Source organism: Tenacibaculum insulae, from assembly GCF_964512435.1.
GTDB classification, from domain to species: domain Bacteria; phylum Bacteroidota; class Bacteroidia; order Flavobacteriales; family Flavobacteriaceae; genus Polaribacter; species Polaribacter insulae_A.
Genome location: NZ_OZ208512.1, coordinates 2,451,839 through 2,469,059 on the forward strand (window position 1 = coordinate 2,451,839; position 17,221 = coordinate 2,469,059).

At 31.0% G+C, this 17,221-nt stretch carries 15 protein-coding genes; 8 read left to right on the top strand and 7 right to left on the bottom strand.

Going from position 1 to position 17,221, the window contains the following annotated elements:
* Positions 1-26: 26 nt before the first annotated feature.
* Genes ACN5J5_RS11320 through ACN5J5_RS11330 form a run of 3 tightly spaced genes read left to right on the top strand, consistent with a single transcriptional unit; the run spans position 27 to position 2,238 of the window.
* Entirely contained in the window at positions 27-1,145 is a 1,119-nt protein-coding gene (locus tag ACN5J5_RS11320) for a DEAD/DEAH box helicase (protein ID WP_418644998.1), read from the top strand.
* Entirely contained in the window at positions 1,145-1,765 is a 621-nt protein-coding gene (locus ACN5J5_RS11325; protein WP_418644999.1) for a trimeric intracellular cation channel family protein, read from the top strand. The genes ACN5J5_RS11320 and ACN5J5_RS11325 overlap by 1 nt, the downstream gene beginning before the upstream one ends.
* An 11-nt stretch (positions 1,766-1,776) precedes the next feature.
* On the top strand, positions 1,777-2,238 hold the full coding sequence (locus ACN5J5_RS11330; RefSeq protein WP_418645000.1) for a MaoC family dehydratase: 462 nt from the start codon (positions 1,777-1,779) through the stop codon (positions 2,236-2,238).
* A 34-nt stretch (positions 2,239-2,272) separates the two neighbouring features.
* Here ACN5J5_RS11330 and ACN5J5_RS11335 read toward each other — a convergent pair whose 3' ends face one another.
* Both ACN5J5_RS11335 and ACN5J5_RS11340 read right to left on the bottom strand, forming a co-directional pair.
* A complete protein-coding gene (locus ACN5J5_RS11335) occupies positions 2,273-2,707 on the bottom strand; it encodes a hypothetical protein (protein WP_418645001.1) in 435 nt (144 codons plus the stop codon).
* Positions 2,708-2,960: 253 nt separating this feature from the next.
* Positions 2,961-4,172 (bottom strand): RsmB/NOP family class I SAM-dependent RNA methyltransferase, encoded by a 1,212-nt coding sequence (locus ACN5J5_RS11340; RefSeq protein ID WP_418645002.1) that lies wholly within the window; start codon positions 4,170-4,172, stop codon positions 2,961-2,963.
* Positions 4,173-4,233: 61 nt separating this feature from the next.
* Between ACN5J5_RS11340 and recG the strand changes: the two genes are divergently transcribed.
* Positions 4,234-6,330, top strand: a complete 2,097-nt coding sequence (recG, locus tag ACN5J5_RS11345) for an ATP-dependent DNA helicase RecG (RefSeq protein WP_418645003.1) — start codon at positions 4,234-4,236, stop codon at positions 6,328-6,330.
* Positions 6,331-6,350: 20 nt separating this feature from the next.
* Here the strand turns inward: recG and ACN5J5_RS11350 are convergent, their stop codons facing one another.
* From ACN5J5_RS11350 to ACN5J5_RS11365, 4 genes are all read right to left on the bottom strand, one after another.
* On the bottom strand, positions 6,351-7,142 hold the full coding sequence (locus ACN5J5_RS11350) for a TrmH family RNA methyltransferase (RefSeq protein WP_418645004.1): 792 nt from the start codon (positions 7,140-7,142) through the stop codon (positions 6,351-6,353).
* A gap of 165 nt (positions 7,143-7,307) precedes the next feature.
* Positions 7,308-8,606: an amidohydrolase family protein gene (locus ACN5J5_RS11355; RefSeq protein WP_418645005.1), complete on the bottom strand. Its 1,299-nt coding sequence runs from the start codon at positions 8,604-8,606 to the stop codon at positions 7,308-7,310.
* A gap of 19 nt (positions 8,607-8,625) precedes the next feature.
* The gene (locus tag ACN5J5_RS11360; protein WP_418645006.1) at positions 8,626-11,565 is read right to left on the bottom strand and encodes an amidohydrolase family protein; all 2,940 of its coding nucleotides are present in this window, start codon (positions 11,563-11,565) and stop codon (positions 8,626-8,628) included.
* Between the two features lie 70 nt (positions 11,566-11,635).
* Positions 11,636-12,700, bottom strand: coding sequence for a WD40/YVTN/BNR-like repeat-containing protein (locus tag ACN5J5_RS11365; protein WP_418645007.1), 1,065 nt, complete (start codon positions 12,698-12,700; stop codon positions 11,636-11,638).
* Between the two features lie 49 nt (positions 12,701-12,749).
* Here ACN5J5_RS11365 and ACN5J5_RS11370 point away from each other — a divergent pair, with 49 nt between their 5' ends.
* Both ACN5J5_RS11370 and ACN5J5_RS11375 read left to right on the top strand, forming a co-directional pair.
* Positions 12,750-13,703, top strand: a complete 954-nt coding sequence (locus tag ACN5J5_RS11370) for a patatin-like phospholipase family protein (protein WP_418645008.1) — start codon at positions 12,750-12,752, stop codon at positions 13,701-13,703.
* Between the two features lie 3 nt (positions 13,704-13,706).
* Complete coding sequence (locus ACN5J5_RS11375) at positions 13,707-14,600, top strand: DUF72 domain-containing protein (protein ID WP_418645009.1); 894 nt, start codon at positions 13,707-13,709, stop codon at positions 14,598-14,600.
* Positions 14,601-14,644: 44 nt separating this feature from the next.
* Here ACN5J5_RS11375 and ACN5J5_RS11380 read toward each other — a convergent pair whose 3' ends face one another.
* The gene (locus ACN5J5_RS11380) at positions 14,645-16,096 is read right to left on the bottom strand and encodes a S41 family peptidase (RefSeq protein ID WP_418645010.1); all 1,452 of its coding nucleotides are present in this window, start codon (positions 16,094-16,096) and stop codon (positions 14,645-14,647) included.
* Positions 16,097-16,251: 155 nt separating this feature from the next.
* Between ACN5J5_RS11380 and ACN5J5_RS11385 the strand changes: the two genes are divergently transcribed.
* Positions 16,252-16,761: an RNA polymerase sigma factor gene (locus tag ACN5J5_RS11385; protein WP_418645011.1), complete on the top strand. Its 510-nt coding sequence runs from the start codon at positions 16,252-16,254 to the stop codon at positions 16,759-16,761.
* Complete coding sequence (locus ACN5J5_RS11390; protein WP_418645012.1) at positions 16,748-17,218, top strand: hypothetical protein; 471 nt, start codon at positions 16,748-16,750, stop codon at positions 17,216-17,218. The genes ACN5J5_RS11385 and ACN5J5_RS11390 overlap by 14 nt, the downstream gene beginning before the upstream one ends.
* The last annotated feature ends 3 nt before the right edge of the window (positions 17,219-17,221 follow it).

The window sequence follows — 17,221 nt, forward strand, 5'->3', positions numbered from 1 at the left end:
ATCTTTGCACATATACATACAAGAGGATGACAACATTTACAACATTAGGAGTACGAAAAGAATATGTAAAAGGGTTAAAAGAGTTAGGAATAACAACACCTACTGAAGTACAAGAGCAAGCAATACCTTATTTATTAGAAAATAATGCTGATTTTATTGGGTTGGCACAAACAGGTACAGGTAAAACAGCAGCTTATGGTTTGCCTGTTTTACATAAAATTGATGCATCAAAAAATACCACTCAAGCTTTAATTTTATCGCCTACAAGAGAGTTGGTTCAGCAAATAAAAAAGCAATTATTTAAGTTTACGAAATATGTAGATGCTAAAATTTTTTTAGAAGCTGTTTATGGTGGAGAAAAAATTGAACGTCAAATTAAAAATTTAAAAAGAACTACTCATGTTATTATAGCTACTCCGGGTCGTTTAATTGATTTAATTGAAAGAGGCGAAGTAGATTTAAAAAACATAAACACTTTAGTGCTTGATGAAGCTGATGAAATGTTAAGTATGGGTTTTAAATTAGAGTTAAATCGTATTTTAAAATATACTTCAGGTACTCGAAAAACTTGGTTGTTTTCTGCAACAATGCCCGATGAAATAAGAAGTATTGTAAAAAAATACATGAATGCATCAGCAAAACAAGTGGAGGTAAATAAAAACTCTTTGGTAAATGCCAATATTACACATCAGTTTGTACAAACAACCATTCCTGAAAAAGTAGATGTAATTATAAAATTCTTAGAAAAAAGAGAATCTGAAAGAGGAATTATATTTGCAAGAACAAAAGCAGGAGCACAAAAATTAACAAAAGAGTTAAAAGAAGAAGGTTTTTCAGTTGAAGCTTTAGAAGGCGATATGATGCAAAAAGAACGAGATAAGGTAATGCGTGCTTTTAAAAACGAAAATCTACAAATTTTAGTGTCAACTGATGTTGCAGCAAGAGGAATTGATGTACAAAATTTAGGCTTTGTTGTGCATCATCAATTACCAGAAAAATTAGAATATTACACGCATAGAAGCGGAAGAACTGCACGTGCAGGTAAAAAAGGAGTTTCGTTAGTATTAATTCTTAATAATGAAAGAAATAATATTAAAGAGGCCGAAAGAACGTTACAAATTCAATTTTCTGAAATAAACATATAGTGGAAATTATTTATACCTTAGATTTGGCAGGAACTTTTGCTTTTGCTATCAGTGGTGCTTTGGTTGCAATAAAAAAAGATTTTGATCTATTTGGAGTTGTTATTATTGCCTTTGTTACTGCAGTTGGTGGTGGTATGATACGAGATGTTTTAATTAATGCACACCCAATAAATTGGATTGGTGATATTAATTATATTTGGACGATTTTAACAGCAGTTTTAGTTACTTTTTTATTTAGAAGTAAAATAGCTCCGTTACGAAAAACCATGTTTTTGTTTGATACTATCGGTATAAGTGTATTTACTTTATTAGGCTTGCAAAAAGGATTAACTTATAATTTACATCCGTTTGTAGCTTTGGTTATGGGAATGTCATCTGCAGTAATGGGTGGTGTAACTAGAGATGTTTTAACAAACGAAATTCCGTTAATATTTCATAGAGAAATTTATGCATCAGCATGTTTAGCGGGTGGTGTTATTTATTTAATTTTAAATAATTTTACTATAAATGAAGATATTCAATTTATCATAGCAGCTTTAGTAATTATTATTGTTAGAACAATAGCTGTAAAATATGAATTAGAATTGCCGCGAGTTAAAAAAGATGTATTAAATAATTGATATAAAGAAGTATGAAAAAGTTGTTTTTTGAAAACTTAGCAGCCTTACACAGTTTAGAAGGAAAAGAATTACCAGTAGGCGATTGGTTTACAGTAACACAGCAGATGATTAACGATTTTGCAAATGCTACCTTAGATAAACAATGGATTCATGTTGATGAAGAAAAAGCGGCAAAATATTCGCCTACAAAATCTACAATAGCACACGGTTTTATGTCTGTTTCTATGTTGTCTGAATTAATAGCATCAGTAATAGAAATAAAAAGTGTAAAATTAGGATTGAATTACGGATTAAATAAAGTCCGATTTCCTAATTCGGTACCTGTAAATAGTCAACTTCGATTAAAAAGCACTTTGCAAAAAATAGAAGATTTTACTAATGGAAAAAAACTTACATTTAATTGTTTAGTTGAAATAAAAGGGCAAGAAAAACCAGCATGTGTTGCTGAGTTTATTTTTGTGTTGATAGAATAAAAAACTGCCTTAATTTTTAAGGCAGTTTTTATAATTAAGAAAGCCAACCTTTAGTTGCTGATTTTTTGGTGTACCAAAGTATAAAAACAGCAAAACCAATAACCATAATAGGCATTATAACTGCTCCGGGACCATAAACATCCATAGCGCCACTCATAAAAACATTGTAAAACATTTGAATAACGATTGTTACCAATGAAACTATAAAAACAGGTTTCGCTATTTTTTTTCGAAGTAATAAAAAGATACTTCCTAAAAGTCCGCTAAAAACGGCAATGGCAAAAGCAGCCATAACCCAAGAAGGAGTATTTAATGCCATTTCTAATACTTTTTCATCAGGATACATTGCTTTAAAAGTATCAGTATTATAAGCTTGTTGTAAGTATTGGTTTACACCCATTGCATTCCATAATAAAGCAATAATGCTAAGTACCCAAAACCAAATAGTAGGTTTGTGTGAAGTTGTCATAAAGGTTAAAATTTTTAGTTAGTTGAATTTAAAAATAGTAATAAACCATTACATAGCAAAATAATAAACAAAAGCCATCAATCATAAAAAAGTGTTAAACTAAAAATGGATTGTAACAATTAAAGAAATCCATCGTCTTATAGATGTAATTACTTAACAAAAAGTTTAGTGATTAGTTAGTTTTTAATAGTTGATTGAAAAAGGCTCGGAATTTAAAAATTCCGAGCCTTTTGTTTTATGATATAAAAAAATATTATTTTCTTACTAATTGTGCCATATAAAATCCGTCAAAGCCAAATTTATGGGCCAATACTTTATTGTCTTTTACAAGAGTAAAATCTTTTCCATCTTCTGAAGCTAAAAATGTTTTTACCTGATCTTGATTTTCAGAAGGTAAAACAGAACAAGTGGCATATACTAATTTACCGCCAGGTTTTACCATTCTAGAATATCGTTGTAAAACATCTTGCTGAATTTCTTTAATATTATCAATAAATTCAGGTTGTAATTTCCACTTACTATCAGGATTTCTACGGATAACTCCTAAACCAGAACAAGGCGCATCAATTAAAACCCTATCAGCTTTACCATATAATTTTTTAATTACTTTGGTAGAATCGATTACTTTTAAGTTAATGTTACTAACACCATTTCTACGCGCTCTAATTTTTAATTTTTTCAATTTACTTTCGTAAATATCCATTGCTATAATTTGCCCTTTATTTTTCATTAAGGCAGCTAAATGTAATGTTTTTCCTCCGGCACCAGCACAAGTATCTATTACTTTCATACCAGGTTCTACATCTAAATACGAAGCTACTAATTGTGATGAAGCATCTTGTACTTCAAAAAATCCTTTATGAAAAGCTTCGGTTTTAAAAACATTAGCACGTTCAACTAAACGCAAAGCATCATCGCAACCATCAATAAATTCGGTTTCAATACCTTCTTGCTTTAAATCGTTTTGTAAATGTTCTTTAGTAACATTTAACGTGTTTGTACGTAAAATAACATCGGCACGTTTGTTTAATGCAGCTATTTCTTTGGTCCAAATGGCTTCTCCTAATTCTTTTACACCTAATTCATCAATCCAATCAGGAATAGATTCTCTAAATTTTCTGGTATTCGATAATTCATCAAATTTACCTTTAATTCTACGTGTTGGTGTTTCTTCAATTTGGTTCCAATCTGGTAATTTAATACCTCTTAATACACACCAAACTACAAGTAAACGCCACAAATCTGGTCTTGAATACGGAGTTTTTACATTGGCAATTTCACCATACAAACGTTTCCAACGTACAATATCGTAAATAGTTTCGGCAACAAATTTTCTATCACGTGCTCCCCATCTTTTATCTCTCTTTAACGCTTTTTCAACAGCCTTATCAGCATAAACATCTTCATTAAAAATATCGCGTAAACTATCAATAACTGCGTAAACTAAATTTCTATGTAATCTCATTTGGTGAATTTAAGAGTGCAAAGATAGTTGATTTTAATGGGTTTTTGTATTTTCGTTTTTAATGAATTTAAATCATCCTGTAACATATATAAAAGGCGTTAGTGTAGCCAAAGCTGAATTGTTGTTTACCGAGTTAGGTGTAAGAACATGCAATGATTTATTGCATCTTTTTCCGTTTCGTTATATCGATAAAACTCAGTTTTATACGATTAATCAATTACAACAAAATTCGGCTGAAGTTCAGGTAGTTGGTAAAATTACAGGAGTTAAAGAAGTAAAACAAAAACGTGGCAGTAGGTTAGTAGCTACTTTTTCTGATGCAACAGGATCGTTAGATTTAGTTTGGTTTAAGGGAGCAAAGTGGATTAAGGATAGTTTAAAAATAGGTGTCCCGTATGTAATTTACGGAAAATTAAACTGGTACAACAATACCGCAAACATGCCACATCCAGAAATGGAAACGGTAAAAGAATATAAAAGTAAGTTACAAATGGCTATGCAACCTGTATATCCATCCACTGAAAAATTAAGTAATAAAGGGGTTAGTAATAAAGTTTTACGAGGGTATATTCAAAACTTATTTAAACAAGCATTCGGGTTAATTGAAGAATCATTTCCTACATATCTGTTAACTGAAAATCATTTTTTAGGAAAAAAAGAAGCACTTTTAAATATTCATTTCCCTAAAAGTCAAGAATTATTAGCAAAGGCACAATACCGATTAAAGTTTGAAGAGCTGTTTTTTATTCAGCTACAATTATTGCAAAAAAAACTCATCCGAAAATCAAAAATTAAAGGATATGTTTTTGATAAAGTAGGAGATGATTTTACTAATTTTTACAATAATTACTTACCTTTTGATTTAACTAATGCTCAGAAAAAAGTTTTAAAAGAAATACGAAAAGATATAGGTTCGGGCGCACACATGAATCGTTTACTACAAGGTGATGTTGGCTCGGGTAAAACTATTGTTGCTTTGTTAACTATGTTAATAGCAATTGGTAATGGTTACCAAGCAACTATAATGGCGCCAACTGAAATTTTAGCCATTCAACATTATAACGGAATTGTAGAGTTATTATCAGAAACGAACATAAAAGTAGATTTATTAACAGGATCGGTTAGAGCTAAAAAACGACGTGAAATTCATGCAGGCTTAGAAGATGGATCTTTGCATATTTTAATAGGAACCCATGCAATTTTAGAAGATAAGGTTCAGTTTAAAAACTTAGGGATTTCTATTATTGATGAGCAGCATCGTTTTGGAGTAGCACAGCGATCTAAAATGTGGCAAAAAAACGAGTTGCCGCCGCATGTTTTAGTAATGACAGCCACACCAATTCCACGAACTTTAGCAATGTCGGTGTATGGAGATTTAGATATTTCTGTTATTGATGAATTACCACCTGGGCGTAAAGAAATTAAAACGGTACATCGTTACGATAGTAATCGCTTAAGTGTTTTTAAGTTTTTAAAAGATGAAATTGATAAAGGACGACAGGCTTATGTGGTGTATCCGTTAATTCAAGAATCTGAAGCCATGGATTATAAAGATTTAATGGATGGGTATGAAAGTATCGTTCGTGATTTTCCGTCGCCTAAATATCAAATAAGTATTGTACATGGGCAAATGAAACCTGCCGATAAAGAATATGAAATGAATCGTTTTGTTAATGGGGAAACTCAAATAATGGTAGCAACAACAGTTATTGAAGTAGGTGTAAATGTACCCAACGCATCTGTAATGGTTATTGAAAGTGCAGAGCGTTTTGGTTTAAGTCAATTGCATCAATTACGAGGTAGAGTAGGGCGTGGTGCTGAACAAAGTTATTGTATTTTATTATCGAGTTATAAGTTATCATCAGACGGAAAAACACGTTTACAAACTATGGTAGAAACTACTGATGGATTTAAAATAGCAGAAGTTGATTTAAAACTCCGTGGTCCAGGTAATATTATGGGAACCCAACAAAGTGGGGTACTTAATCTTAAAATTGCTGATGTTGTAAAAGATACCGCTATTTTACAAAAAGCACGACAAACAGCTGTTTATGTATTAGAAAACGACCCTAATTTGTCTAAGCTAGAAAATGCTAGTTTATTAAAAGTATATAGTCAAATACAAAAAACAAGCGGACTTTGGAGTAATATTAGTTAGCTTAAAATTTTAACAAAAGATTAAAACCCACGTTGTCTTTTGGCTTCAAAAGTTAAGATCGCAGCAGCTACAGAAACGTTCATCGAATCTATTTGCCCCTGCATAGGTATATTGATGTTTTGGGTAGCTTTATCTCGCCAAATTTGTGTTAGTCCAGTTGCTTCGGTACCCACAACTAAAGCAGTTGGTTTGGTATAATCATTTTTGTGATATTCATTTGAATTCTGAAGCGTAGCACTGTAAATATTGATATTTTTTTGTTGTAAAAAATCAATAATTTCTTCGGATGTTCCAACTCCTATTTGATTGGTAAATAAACAACCAACACTAGAGCGCACAATATTAGGGTTGAATAAATCGGTCTTAGGATTTGCAATTAAAACGGCATCCACATTTGCAGCATCAGCAGTGCGCAACATGGCACCAATATTACCAGGCTTTTCAATACCTTCTAAAACTAAAACAAGTGGAGTAGAAGTAGTAAAATTAATAGTTTCAAAATCAAAATTTTTAGATTTAACAACTGCAATAATACCTTCTGTAGTATCTCGATATGCTAGTTTCTGATAAATTTCTTTGGTAATTTCAATACAGTTTTCAGAATGTTTTGTTAGTTTTTCTAAATTATCATCAGTAAACATATCAGCAACAAATAAAATAGTATCTATTTGATAATTTCCTTTTATAACTAACGAAATTTCTCGTTGCCCTTCTACTAAAAACAATCCTTTCTTTTTTCGTTCGCGAGATTTGTCTTGAAGTTTTAATAAATCTTTGATAAAAGAATTTTGTAAGCTGCTAATTTGTTTCATAAATACAAAAATACCCAATATTGGGTATTTTTTACTATTGATTTTATTATAATCTTTGCAAAGCAATTGCAAAAGATTAAACTTTTGTGTTAAAAAATGTAATAAGGGGAATGTTTCTTAATACAAAGTTTAAATAAAAAGCTCGGTATAACCGAGCTTTTTTTATTATTGATTTTTGTATTTATTAGAATAACGTTTCCATAATTTAGTTTGATGGGTTTCTAAACTAATTTTTCTTCCTTGTATAAAAGCTTCGATTAAAATATTAGTACGCATATCTAAAGCATCTCCTTTAGATATAAATAACGTAGCATCTTTACCTACTTCTAAAGTACCAACTTTAGCATCAATACCTAAAATTTTCGCATTATTTTGAGTAATTAATTGTACTGCTTTTTCTTTATCTAAACCGTATGCTGCATAGGTACCAGCGTAAAAAGGTAAGTTACGCGTACTCATGCGTTCCATATCTCCTTCCATACCCAAGCCAATTAAAATACCAGCGTCTGATAAGATTTTAGCATTTTTAAAAGGTAAATCGTAATCAGCATCTTCAGCATCGGGTAAACGATGTGCGCGTTCTAAAATAACCGGAATATTATTTTTAATTAATAAATCGGCAACTTTTTCAGCTTCATAACCATGAACGATAACAATATTTTTAATTCCTGATTTTAGTAAAGTGGTAACAGCATCTGTAATTGCTTTTTGACCACTTACGTGTACAAACATTTTTTGAGTACCCTTTAAAACTCCTTGTAAAGCTTCGTAAGGTAAAATTTTAGAAGATTTATTGCTTGATAAATAGGCTTTTGCATTATTGATATAAGTTGTTATTTTATCAATATTTTTAGTGTAGTTTTTGTTCGGTTTTAATCCAGGATCTTCTCCTAGCCACCAACGACCACGACTAAAATTACTTGGCCAGTTCATATGAACACCATCATCTGCTTTTAAAGCAGCATCTTCCCAGTTCCAAGCATCAAATTGTACAATTGATGATGTACCAGAAATAACGCCCCCACGAGGAGTAATTTGCCCCATTAAAACCCCGTTAGGTCTCATGGTTTCTATTACTTTGCTTTCGGTATTGTATGCAATAAGACTTCGGATGTGAGGTAGCATTGCACCAACTTCATCAGCATCTACAGTAGCTCTTACGGCATCAATTTCTGCTAAACCTAAAGAAGTATTTGCCGCGATAAAACCCGGGTATACATGTTTCCCTTTTGCGTTGATAACGGTTCCTCTTCGAGCAATTTTCATCATGGCACTTCCCACAAAAGAAATTTTTCCTTCAGAAAACATAATTAATGAATTTTCAATTACTTTTCCGTTACCTAAATGTGCCGTTGCACCTTCAATACAATAATCTTGTGTTTGTTTTGGTGCTGGTGTTTGTTGTGCTAGTATATTTCCTATAAATAAGAAACATAGTAAACTATATATTACTTTAATTTTCATGTTTATTATTTTTAGATTCTTATTCTGTATCACAGTGAAATAATTTTTTAGTTTTCTTAACAGGTGCTTGTGTTTTTGCGCCTTTTAACTTTTCTTTCAGCATCATGTTAATTAATTTAGCACGTTCTGTTTTAATAGTTTTACGTTTTTCCTTATCCTGCTTAAGATCAAAATAAAGTGTACCATCAATAATTGTTTTTTCTGCTTTAGAATATATTGATAACGGATTACCGTTCCACAAAACAACATCAGCATCTTTACCAACTTTAATACTACCTGTGCGGTCGTTTAAGTGCAGTAATTTAGCTGGGTTTATGGTTACTGTTGCCCATGCTTCTTGTTCAGACAAACCACCGTATTTAATTAATTTTGCTGCTTCTTGATTTAAACGACGCGACATTTCTGCATCATCAGAATTTATAGCAACTGTAATACCTTGGTTGTGCATAATGGCAGCATTGTAAGGTATTGCATCGTTTACTTCGTATTTATACGCCCACCAATCTGCAAATGTAGAACCACCAACTCCGTGTTTTTTCATTTTATCGGCAACTTTATATCCTTCTAAAATATGTGTAAAAGTGTTGATGTTAAAATCAAATTTTTCGGCAACTTTCATTAACATATTAATTTCAGATTGCACGTAAGAGTGACAAGAAATAAAACGCTCTTTATTAATAATTTCAGCCAACGTTTCTAGCTCAATATCTTTACGATAGGGTTGTCCGCTTTTCTTTTTTGCATCATACTCTTTAGCTCTTTGAAAATAATCAATATATACTTGTTCAACTCCCATACGTGTTTGCGGAAAACGAACGGTTTGTAAATCTCCCCAGTTAGCTTGTTTTACATTTTCACCTAAAGCAAACTTGATAAACTTCGGAGTGTTTTTGTAAATTAATCCTTCAGCATTTTCACCCCATTTTAATTTAATGATTGCAGAACGACCTCCGATTGGATTAGCAGAACCATGTAAAATTTGGATTGATGTAACACCACCAGCAATGTTTCTATAAATGTTTACATCATCAGGATCTACAACATCTTCAATAGTTACTTCGGCAGTTGAATTATGTCCAGATTCGTTTACAGCAGATGTTGCAATGTGCGAATGCTCGTCAATAATACCAGCGGTTAAATATTTACCAGTTCCGTCAATAGTTTTGGCTCCACGACTAGTAATGTTTTTTCCTATTTGAGCTATTTTTCCGTCTTTAATTAAAACATCGGTATTGTTTAATATTTCTTTATTTTCTGATGTCCAAACTGTAGTATTTTTAATTAAAATAGTTTCTTGTTGTGGTTTTTGATAATTTCCATAACCTATATTTGGATAAGAAACAGCAACAATATCATTACTTTTAGCTTTCTTACTTTCTTTTTTCTTGCTTTCTTTTTTAGATTTAAAAGTAGCGATCCAACTAGTTTCGTTACCGTTATTAGTAACAGCCGTTCCTTTTAAGTTTTTTTCGTTAACCATTGCAGATAAACGCGTAAAATTATCTCCGTTTCTTAAAGTAATTGAAACCCAATTATCTTTAAACGAAAATTTAGATTTTACTTTTGTTTTTCCCTTTTTAATAGTAGCTTTTTGCTTTGTACCTTTTCCGCTGATAGACATATTATAGGTGTCATTATTAACAGTTAAAGTATATTCACCAGAAAGATCTTTTATAGTAATATCGTTTATAACGTTTTTATCACCTTGAACCCAGTTTTCGTATAGCGTGGTGCTTTTATCAAAAATATCACCAGAAGTAATTAAAAAATTAGCATAACTACCTTTATTTAAGTTTCCTATTTTATTGTTTCTTAAAATTTTAGCTGGAACACTTGTTAAAGCAGCTAAAGCAGTAGTTTTATCTAACCCAAATTTAATGGCCTTTTGTAAATTAGCCATAAAAGTTTTACTACTTTTTAATTTATGTGTTGTTAAGGCAAATGGAATATTATTTTTTGCAAGAATAGCAGGGTTTGCAGGTTCTTGATTCCATTTACGCATATCACTCAACGCAATTTTATCAGCTAAAAAAGCATTACTAACATCGTATGCTTTTCTAAAATTAATGGGAATAATAAAAGTAGCGTTGGTGTTTTTAATATCGTTTACGCGCTCATATTCATTACCACCACCTAAAATTGTGTATTGAATTCCGAATTCGTCTCCAACTTTATCAGCACGTAAATCATCTAAATAATTACCAGCACTAAATATTTGAGGCAATTCTTTTTTATCATTTAAAGCCTGTAAAGCTAAATCGGTATTATTCATATTTCCTGAAGCATACCAACTAGCATCCATGTAAGTTTGTCTTAACAATGCCATAGCACCCATACGAGAAGTAGGGTATGATTGACGCGATTTTTTACTTTTACTAAACGAAAGGTAATTAGCAGATTGTTTATTTAAAATTCTGTATGCATCAGAAGAAGTTGTATTTAAGGCAACTAAAAGTCCGTTACCTTGCATAATCCCATCATTTTGATGCGTATTTACAACTCCAAAACCTAAATTAACTAATTCTTTAGCTTTTTTGTTGTCAAAACTAAAAGAATCAAAAGCATCGGTGTCCGGACGAATATGATCATTCCAATAATATCCTTTTCTGCTAGCATCGTATTGTGGACCTCTACCGCTTTTTCTTTTTGGAGTTTTTACACCAAAAGTACTGTAAGTATCTATAAAAGAAGGATAAATTGTTTTACCTTTTAAATTTATAGTTTTGGTTCCTTTCGGAATTTTTACTGATTTACCAATACCAATATTTAAAACCTTACCATCTTTAATTAGTAAAGTTCCTTTTTTAATAACATTGGTAGCGCTTACATAAATTTTAGCATTGGTAAATGCATATAATTTATTTTTTGATGTTTTAACCCCTGTGTTACTTGGAAAGTATTCTTGTGCCGAAACAACAGAAACGCATAAGAATACAAGGAGTACGAGTATTTTTTTCATTGATTTATTAAGTTAGTTATGTGCTAAAGGTATTTATTTAATATTGAGTAAAAATCGTTTTAACAAAAAATTAAGATTTGTTTAAGACTAATTTTCCAATTTTTTCATGACCCGCTAACCATGCTACATTTTCGTTTACAAACTGAATGGTGTAGTAAGAATCTGTGCTTACTTGAGTCCAAGTATGTCCACCGTTATTAGAAAAAGAAACGCCTGTTTTACCAACTGCAAAAATTTCTTTTCCGTTGGTATTGGGTACATATTGTACACAGCTTTTGTAATTCGGATTTTGATTATGGGCAACTAACGTCCATGTTTTTCCGCCATCAGAAGTAATGGCTTTGTTGGCACAATTATCATTAGGTTTAGCGTAATTACCGCCAATGGCAATTCCGTTTAATTCATCATAAAAATCGATAGAATAAATTCCTTGTGGTCCATCACCTTGAATAATAGGAGTATCATAAATTTGCCATGTTTGTCCAAAATCAGTAGATTTTAAAATTCGAGCTTTTGTACCACCAGAAGCTATCCAAACAGTATTATTTATAATTTTAATATTCGTATTACTAGCTGCAAAAAAAGCTTCTCCTTCTTCAAAAACGGGTAAGTTCTCACAAGATAATTTACTCCAAGTATTTCCTCCATCCGAAGTTAAAATAATAGAAGCACAATTTTCGGTAGGATCGCCAACTGCGATTCCGTGTTTATTATCTGCAAAGAATTTCATACTATCGTAAAACACTTTGTCATGCATTTCTTTGTAAACTAAAGTGGTTAGTTTTTTAGCGTTATCAAATTTATATAATAATGCAGGGTTACCAATACTTAAGGCAAAAACAGCTGTTCCGTTATAAGCAATACTTCTAAAATTAGGAATAAGAGTGTCATTATCTTTAATATTGATAAAAGAATTTTTGCCCCATTTTTCTCCATTGCTTTTGGTAAAACCAATCACACCATTTGAACTAGCGTAATACAAACTAGTTTTATTTATTGGATAAATAGCTCTGATACTTGAACTATCTTGTTTAAATTCGGTAATATTTATAGTTTTAAAATTTCTTGGTTGATATTCTTTTTTGCAAGAAAAAGAAATAAAAGCGACTATAATTAAAAGTGAAAATTGTTTCATTTTTTTGATATTTTTACAAACCTAAAAATAGGTAAATCAAATTAAAAGGATGAAAAAAGCATTGGTAATTTCTGGAGGTGGGAGCAAAGGAGCATTTGCAGGTGGTGTTGCTCAGTTTTTGATGAAAAAGAAGGAGAAAGAATACGATATGTTTTTAGGAACGTCAACAGGAAGTTTAATGGTGTCGCACTTGGCTTTAGGTATGGTTGATGAGTTAAAAGAGCTGTACACTTCGGTAGATCAAAAAGCAATTTTTAGTAACAGTCCGTTTAAAATAAAATCGGTACATGGCGAAAAAGTAATTTCTGTTCGTCACCGAAATACATTGTGGAATTTTATAAATGGACGAAAAACCTTTGGTGAAAGTAAAAATTTACGAAAACTAATAAAGAAAAAAGTAACTAAAGAAATTTACGAAGAAATACGCGCAAAAAATAAAGAAGTTGTGGTTACAGTTTCTAATTTAACTGCCAATCAAATAGAATATAAATCTATTTTAGATTGTACTTACGATGATTTTTGCGATTGGATTTGGGGTTCGTGTAATTATGTACCATTTATGAGTTTGTTAGAAAAAAATCATTGTCAATATGCTGATGGTGGTTTTGGTAGTTTAATACCAATTCGAGAAGCAATACTTAGGGGAGCTACTGAAGTTGATGCCATTATTTTAGCAACCGAAGTAACACAAATTAATAGATTGCCTGCTAAAAATCCGTTTTCGTTAATGATGGATACTTTTGATTTTATGCTAGAAAACGTAGAACGTCATAATATTACCATCGGAAAATTATCTGCTAAACAACACGGAGTAAAATTAAATTTATATTACACACCTACCGTTTTAACCACTAATTCGTTGGTTTTTGATAAAGAAAAGATGAAAAAATGGTGGAAATCTGGTTATAACTACGCTAAAAAACTTGATGATGATAAAATGAGTGAGTTTAGGCCAGAAATGTTAGATAATCATGAAGTTGAAGAAGGTTTAGAAAATGCTTAGTTTATGAAATTTGGAAAAGTGAATGCTCCTGAGTTAATAGATTTTACTTTGCCTAATACTCATGAAAAAACAGTAAAATTATTAAACTCTTTTGATAAAGTTGAGAAACCGACAATATATGTTGGTTGTGCAAAATGGAATAAAGCAGATTTAAAAGGGTTTTATCCGAAGGGAACAAAAGATGAGTTAGCGTATTATTCGAAACAATTTAATTCAATTGAGTTGAATGCTACTTTTTACCGTCAATTTTCTGAAGAACAGTTTAAAAAATGGCACTTAAAAACACCAAAAGAATTTAAATTTTTTCCGAAGTTAACACAGGATATTAGTCATTTTAATCGTTTGCAAGGAGTTGAAAGTTCGGTTAATTTATTTTTAGTGAACTCAGCACATTTGCAAGATAAATTAGGAACTATTTTTTTACAAATGCATACCGATTTTGATATTCGTTACTTTAAACGATTGCAAAATTTTGTAGTGAGTTGGCCTAAAGAAATTAGGTTAGCTATTGAGTTAAGAAATGAAAAATGGTTTGAGGATAAAATTATTTTTGATGAATTTACACAGTTATTTGAAGAAAATAACATTGCAAATATATTAGTAGACACATCCGGAAGACGCGATATGCTGCACATGCGATTAACAAATAACGAAGCATTTATTAGGTTTGTAGGCGCAAATCATCCGTCGGATTATGAACGATTGGATGCTTGGGTTTTTAAATTGAAAAAATGGAAAGCTTTAGGTTTAAAAAATATTCACTTTTTTATTCATCAAAATTTAGAAGTTGAATCGCCTTTGTTAGCTGCTTATTTTATAAAGAAATTGAATAGTGAGTTAAAAACAAATTTGAAAATTCCTAACGAAACGATAAATCAACAGATGAGTTTATTGTAAAAAAAAATCCAGCAATAAAGCTGGATTCTATTTTTTAAGTACAATTACTTTAAATCAATATACATATTATTATAGTCAGGGTAATTCATTGATGAGTTCCATGACGAATAAATAGCAGTTCTTTTTTTAGCTAAAGGAAATCCTTTTGCTCCTGTGGTAATATATTGTATTGTTCTTTCTAATAAAGGCTCTGTAGGATCACCAAAAACGCCTAAATTACCAGGGTCTTCTTCCATTATTACTTCAGGAATAAAACCTTCGGGTTTATTTTCTCCGTTGCTATTCTGTATTTCTAAAACAATTGGTTGCATTGCCCAAGCATGATTAGTTTTAAAATTAGGACCGTTTTTAGAAAAGTTTTCAGAGTCATATAATGTTATAGAACCTACATGTTTTCCGTAGGTTTGAGTTCCTACTAATTTTACGTTAATATAAGGTGATAATGCATTTATAACCAATTCGGATGCAGAAGCTGTGTTTTCAGAAACAATAAAATAAACCGTAGTTAAGTTTAAATTATTAATGGTTTCATCTAAAACAATGCTACCGTTACTATCTTTATTTAAAATTTTATCTGTGAAATTATCAATGAAATCGCTTGGCTCTCTACCAGCCATTACTTTGTTATTCCAAATTTGTTTTGAGAACAACTCATCATTACCTTGTCCTGCAATCATACTTCCTAAATAAACCGCTGTTTGTACAGAGCCACCACCGTTGTAACGTAAGTCAACTACTAGGTCGGTAATTCCTGCTGTCATAAAATTAGCAAATTCGGTATTTAAATCTCCATCAAAATCACTAGAAAATTGATTATACATTAAATAACCGATAGTATTTCCGCCATCAACAATAACAGTAGTTTCTTTAATAGGATTTTCGGTAATCTCATTTTTAGTTAAACTAATTACAGTACCGTTTGCGGTTGGATTTCCAGCATTAAAATCAGCTAAGTGAATAGAAAAAGTATCGTTATCAAACAAGTCATTAACATTACTACGAGTTAAAGTTGTTCCGTTTACTTCGGTAATTATCATTCCTCGGGTAATTCCTTTTGTTTCGGCATCAGAACCCTTTACTACATCGTAAACATACACGTAATAATTACCAGAACCATCGGTAAAATCAGTTCCTTTAACTTTCATACCTGTAGTTTGCCTTGTTCCTTCAAACGATTGCTCTAAAGCGATATAATCATCAACAATCCAAGAATAAGTTTTGTTAGGATCTTTCGGATATTCGTTTGGCAAAAACAATAAGTTGTAAAATAAATTTTCAGGATTATCATAACCAGATAAGTAACTGTATAATTCGTGATCGTTGCTAAAACGAGTGTCAGACAAGTCTGCAACTTCATTTTGCCATAAATAATAAGCATTTAAACCTTTCCAAACAAAATTTTGAACTTGTACGCTTTTAGGAGCATCATCTTTTTCGCTACAAGAAACAATTAGTATTGAAAAAAATAAAATAAGGGATGTTTTTAATAATTTCATAAAAGTATTTTAGCTGTAATTACAACGCAATTTAATTAATAATATTATTTTTTTACAGATTGATGTAACAAACTTTACTTTGCATCGTCGTAATTATGTAAACCGGATAAATAGAAAGAAATTTTTAACCGGAATAATAAAACTGAAACTAACCAATGAAACAATCAGACTTTTTAAAAGTTGTTTTACCATTTAAAGATAAGGTATTTCGTTTAGCCAAAAGATTATTGGTATCTACGGAAGAAGCTGAAGATGCGACTCAAGAGTTGTTTTTTAAATTGTGGAGAAACAAAGAAAAACTTTCTGATTACAAAAATGTTGAAGCTTTTGCAATGACCATGACAAAGAATTATTGTTATGACCGATTAAAATCGAAACAAGCAAGTAATTTAACGTTGGTTCACAGTAATTATAAAGAAAAAGATACGTCTTTAGATAAAAAGATAGAACATAATGATACCGTAAGTTTGGTACATAAGTTAATTGAAAAATTACCAGAACAACAAAAAATAATTATTCAATTAAGAGATATAGAACAATACGATTTTGATGAAATATGTAAAATGGTGGATATGAAACCAACCGCTGTTAGAGTAGCTTTATCAAGAGCAAGAAAAACAATAAGAGAAGAACTAATAAAAAAACACAACTATGGAGTTAGCTAACATAGAAAAATTAGTAGAAAAATACCTGAACGCAGAAACTACTTTGCAAGAAGAAAAAATACTAACACAGTATTTTACTTCACCCAATGTGGCAGCACATTTGCAAGAATACACCATGTTGTTTAGTTATTTTAAACAAAGCAAAGACGAAACGTTTACCAAAACCATTCAGTTAAAACCTGAGAAAACTAAGAAGAACTGGAAATGGTTATCGGTAGCAGCATCAGTAGTTTTACTATTTAGTGTATTTATAGGTAATGACCAATATCAAGAGCATCAACAAAGAAAACAGTTTGCACAAATAACACAAGCGTTAAAACTGGTTTCTACCAACTTAAACAAAGGAAACGAAGCATTATATGCAGTTTCAAACAACTTAAATAAAGGTAATGAAGCTTTAGAAGAATTAAACACCTATAAAACAACCGTAAACAAAGTAATAAAAACAGTAAATTAATTA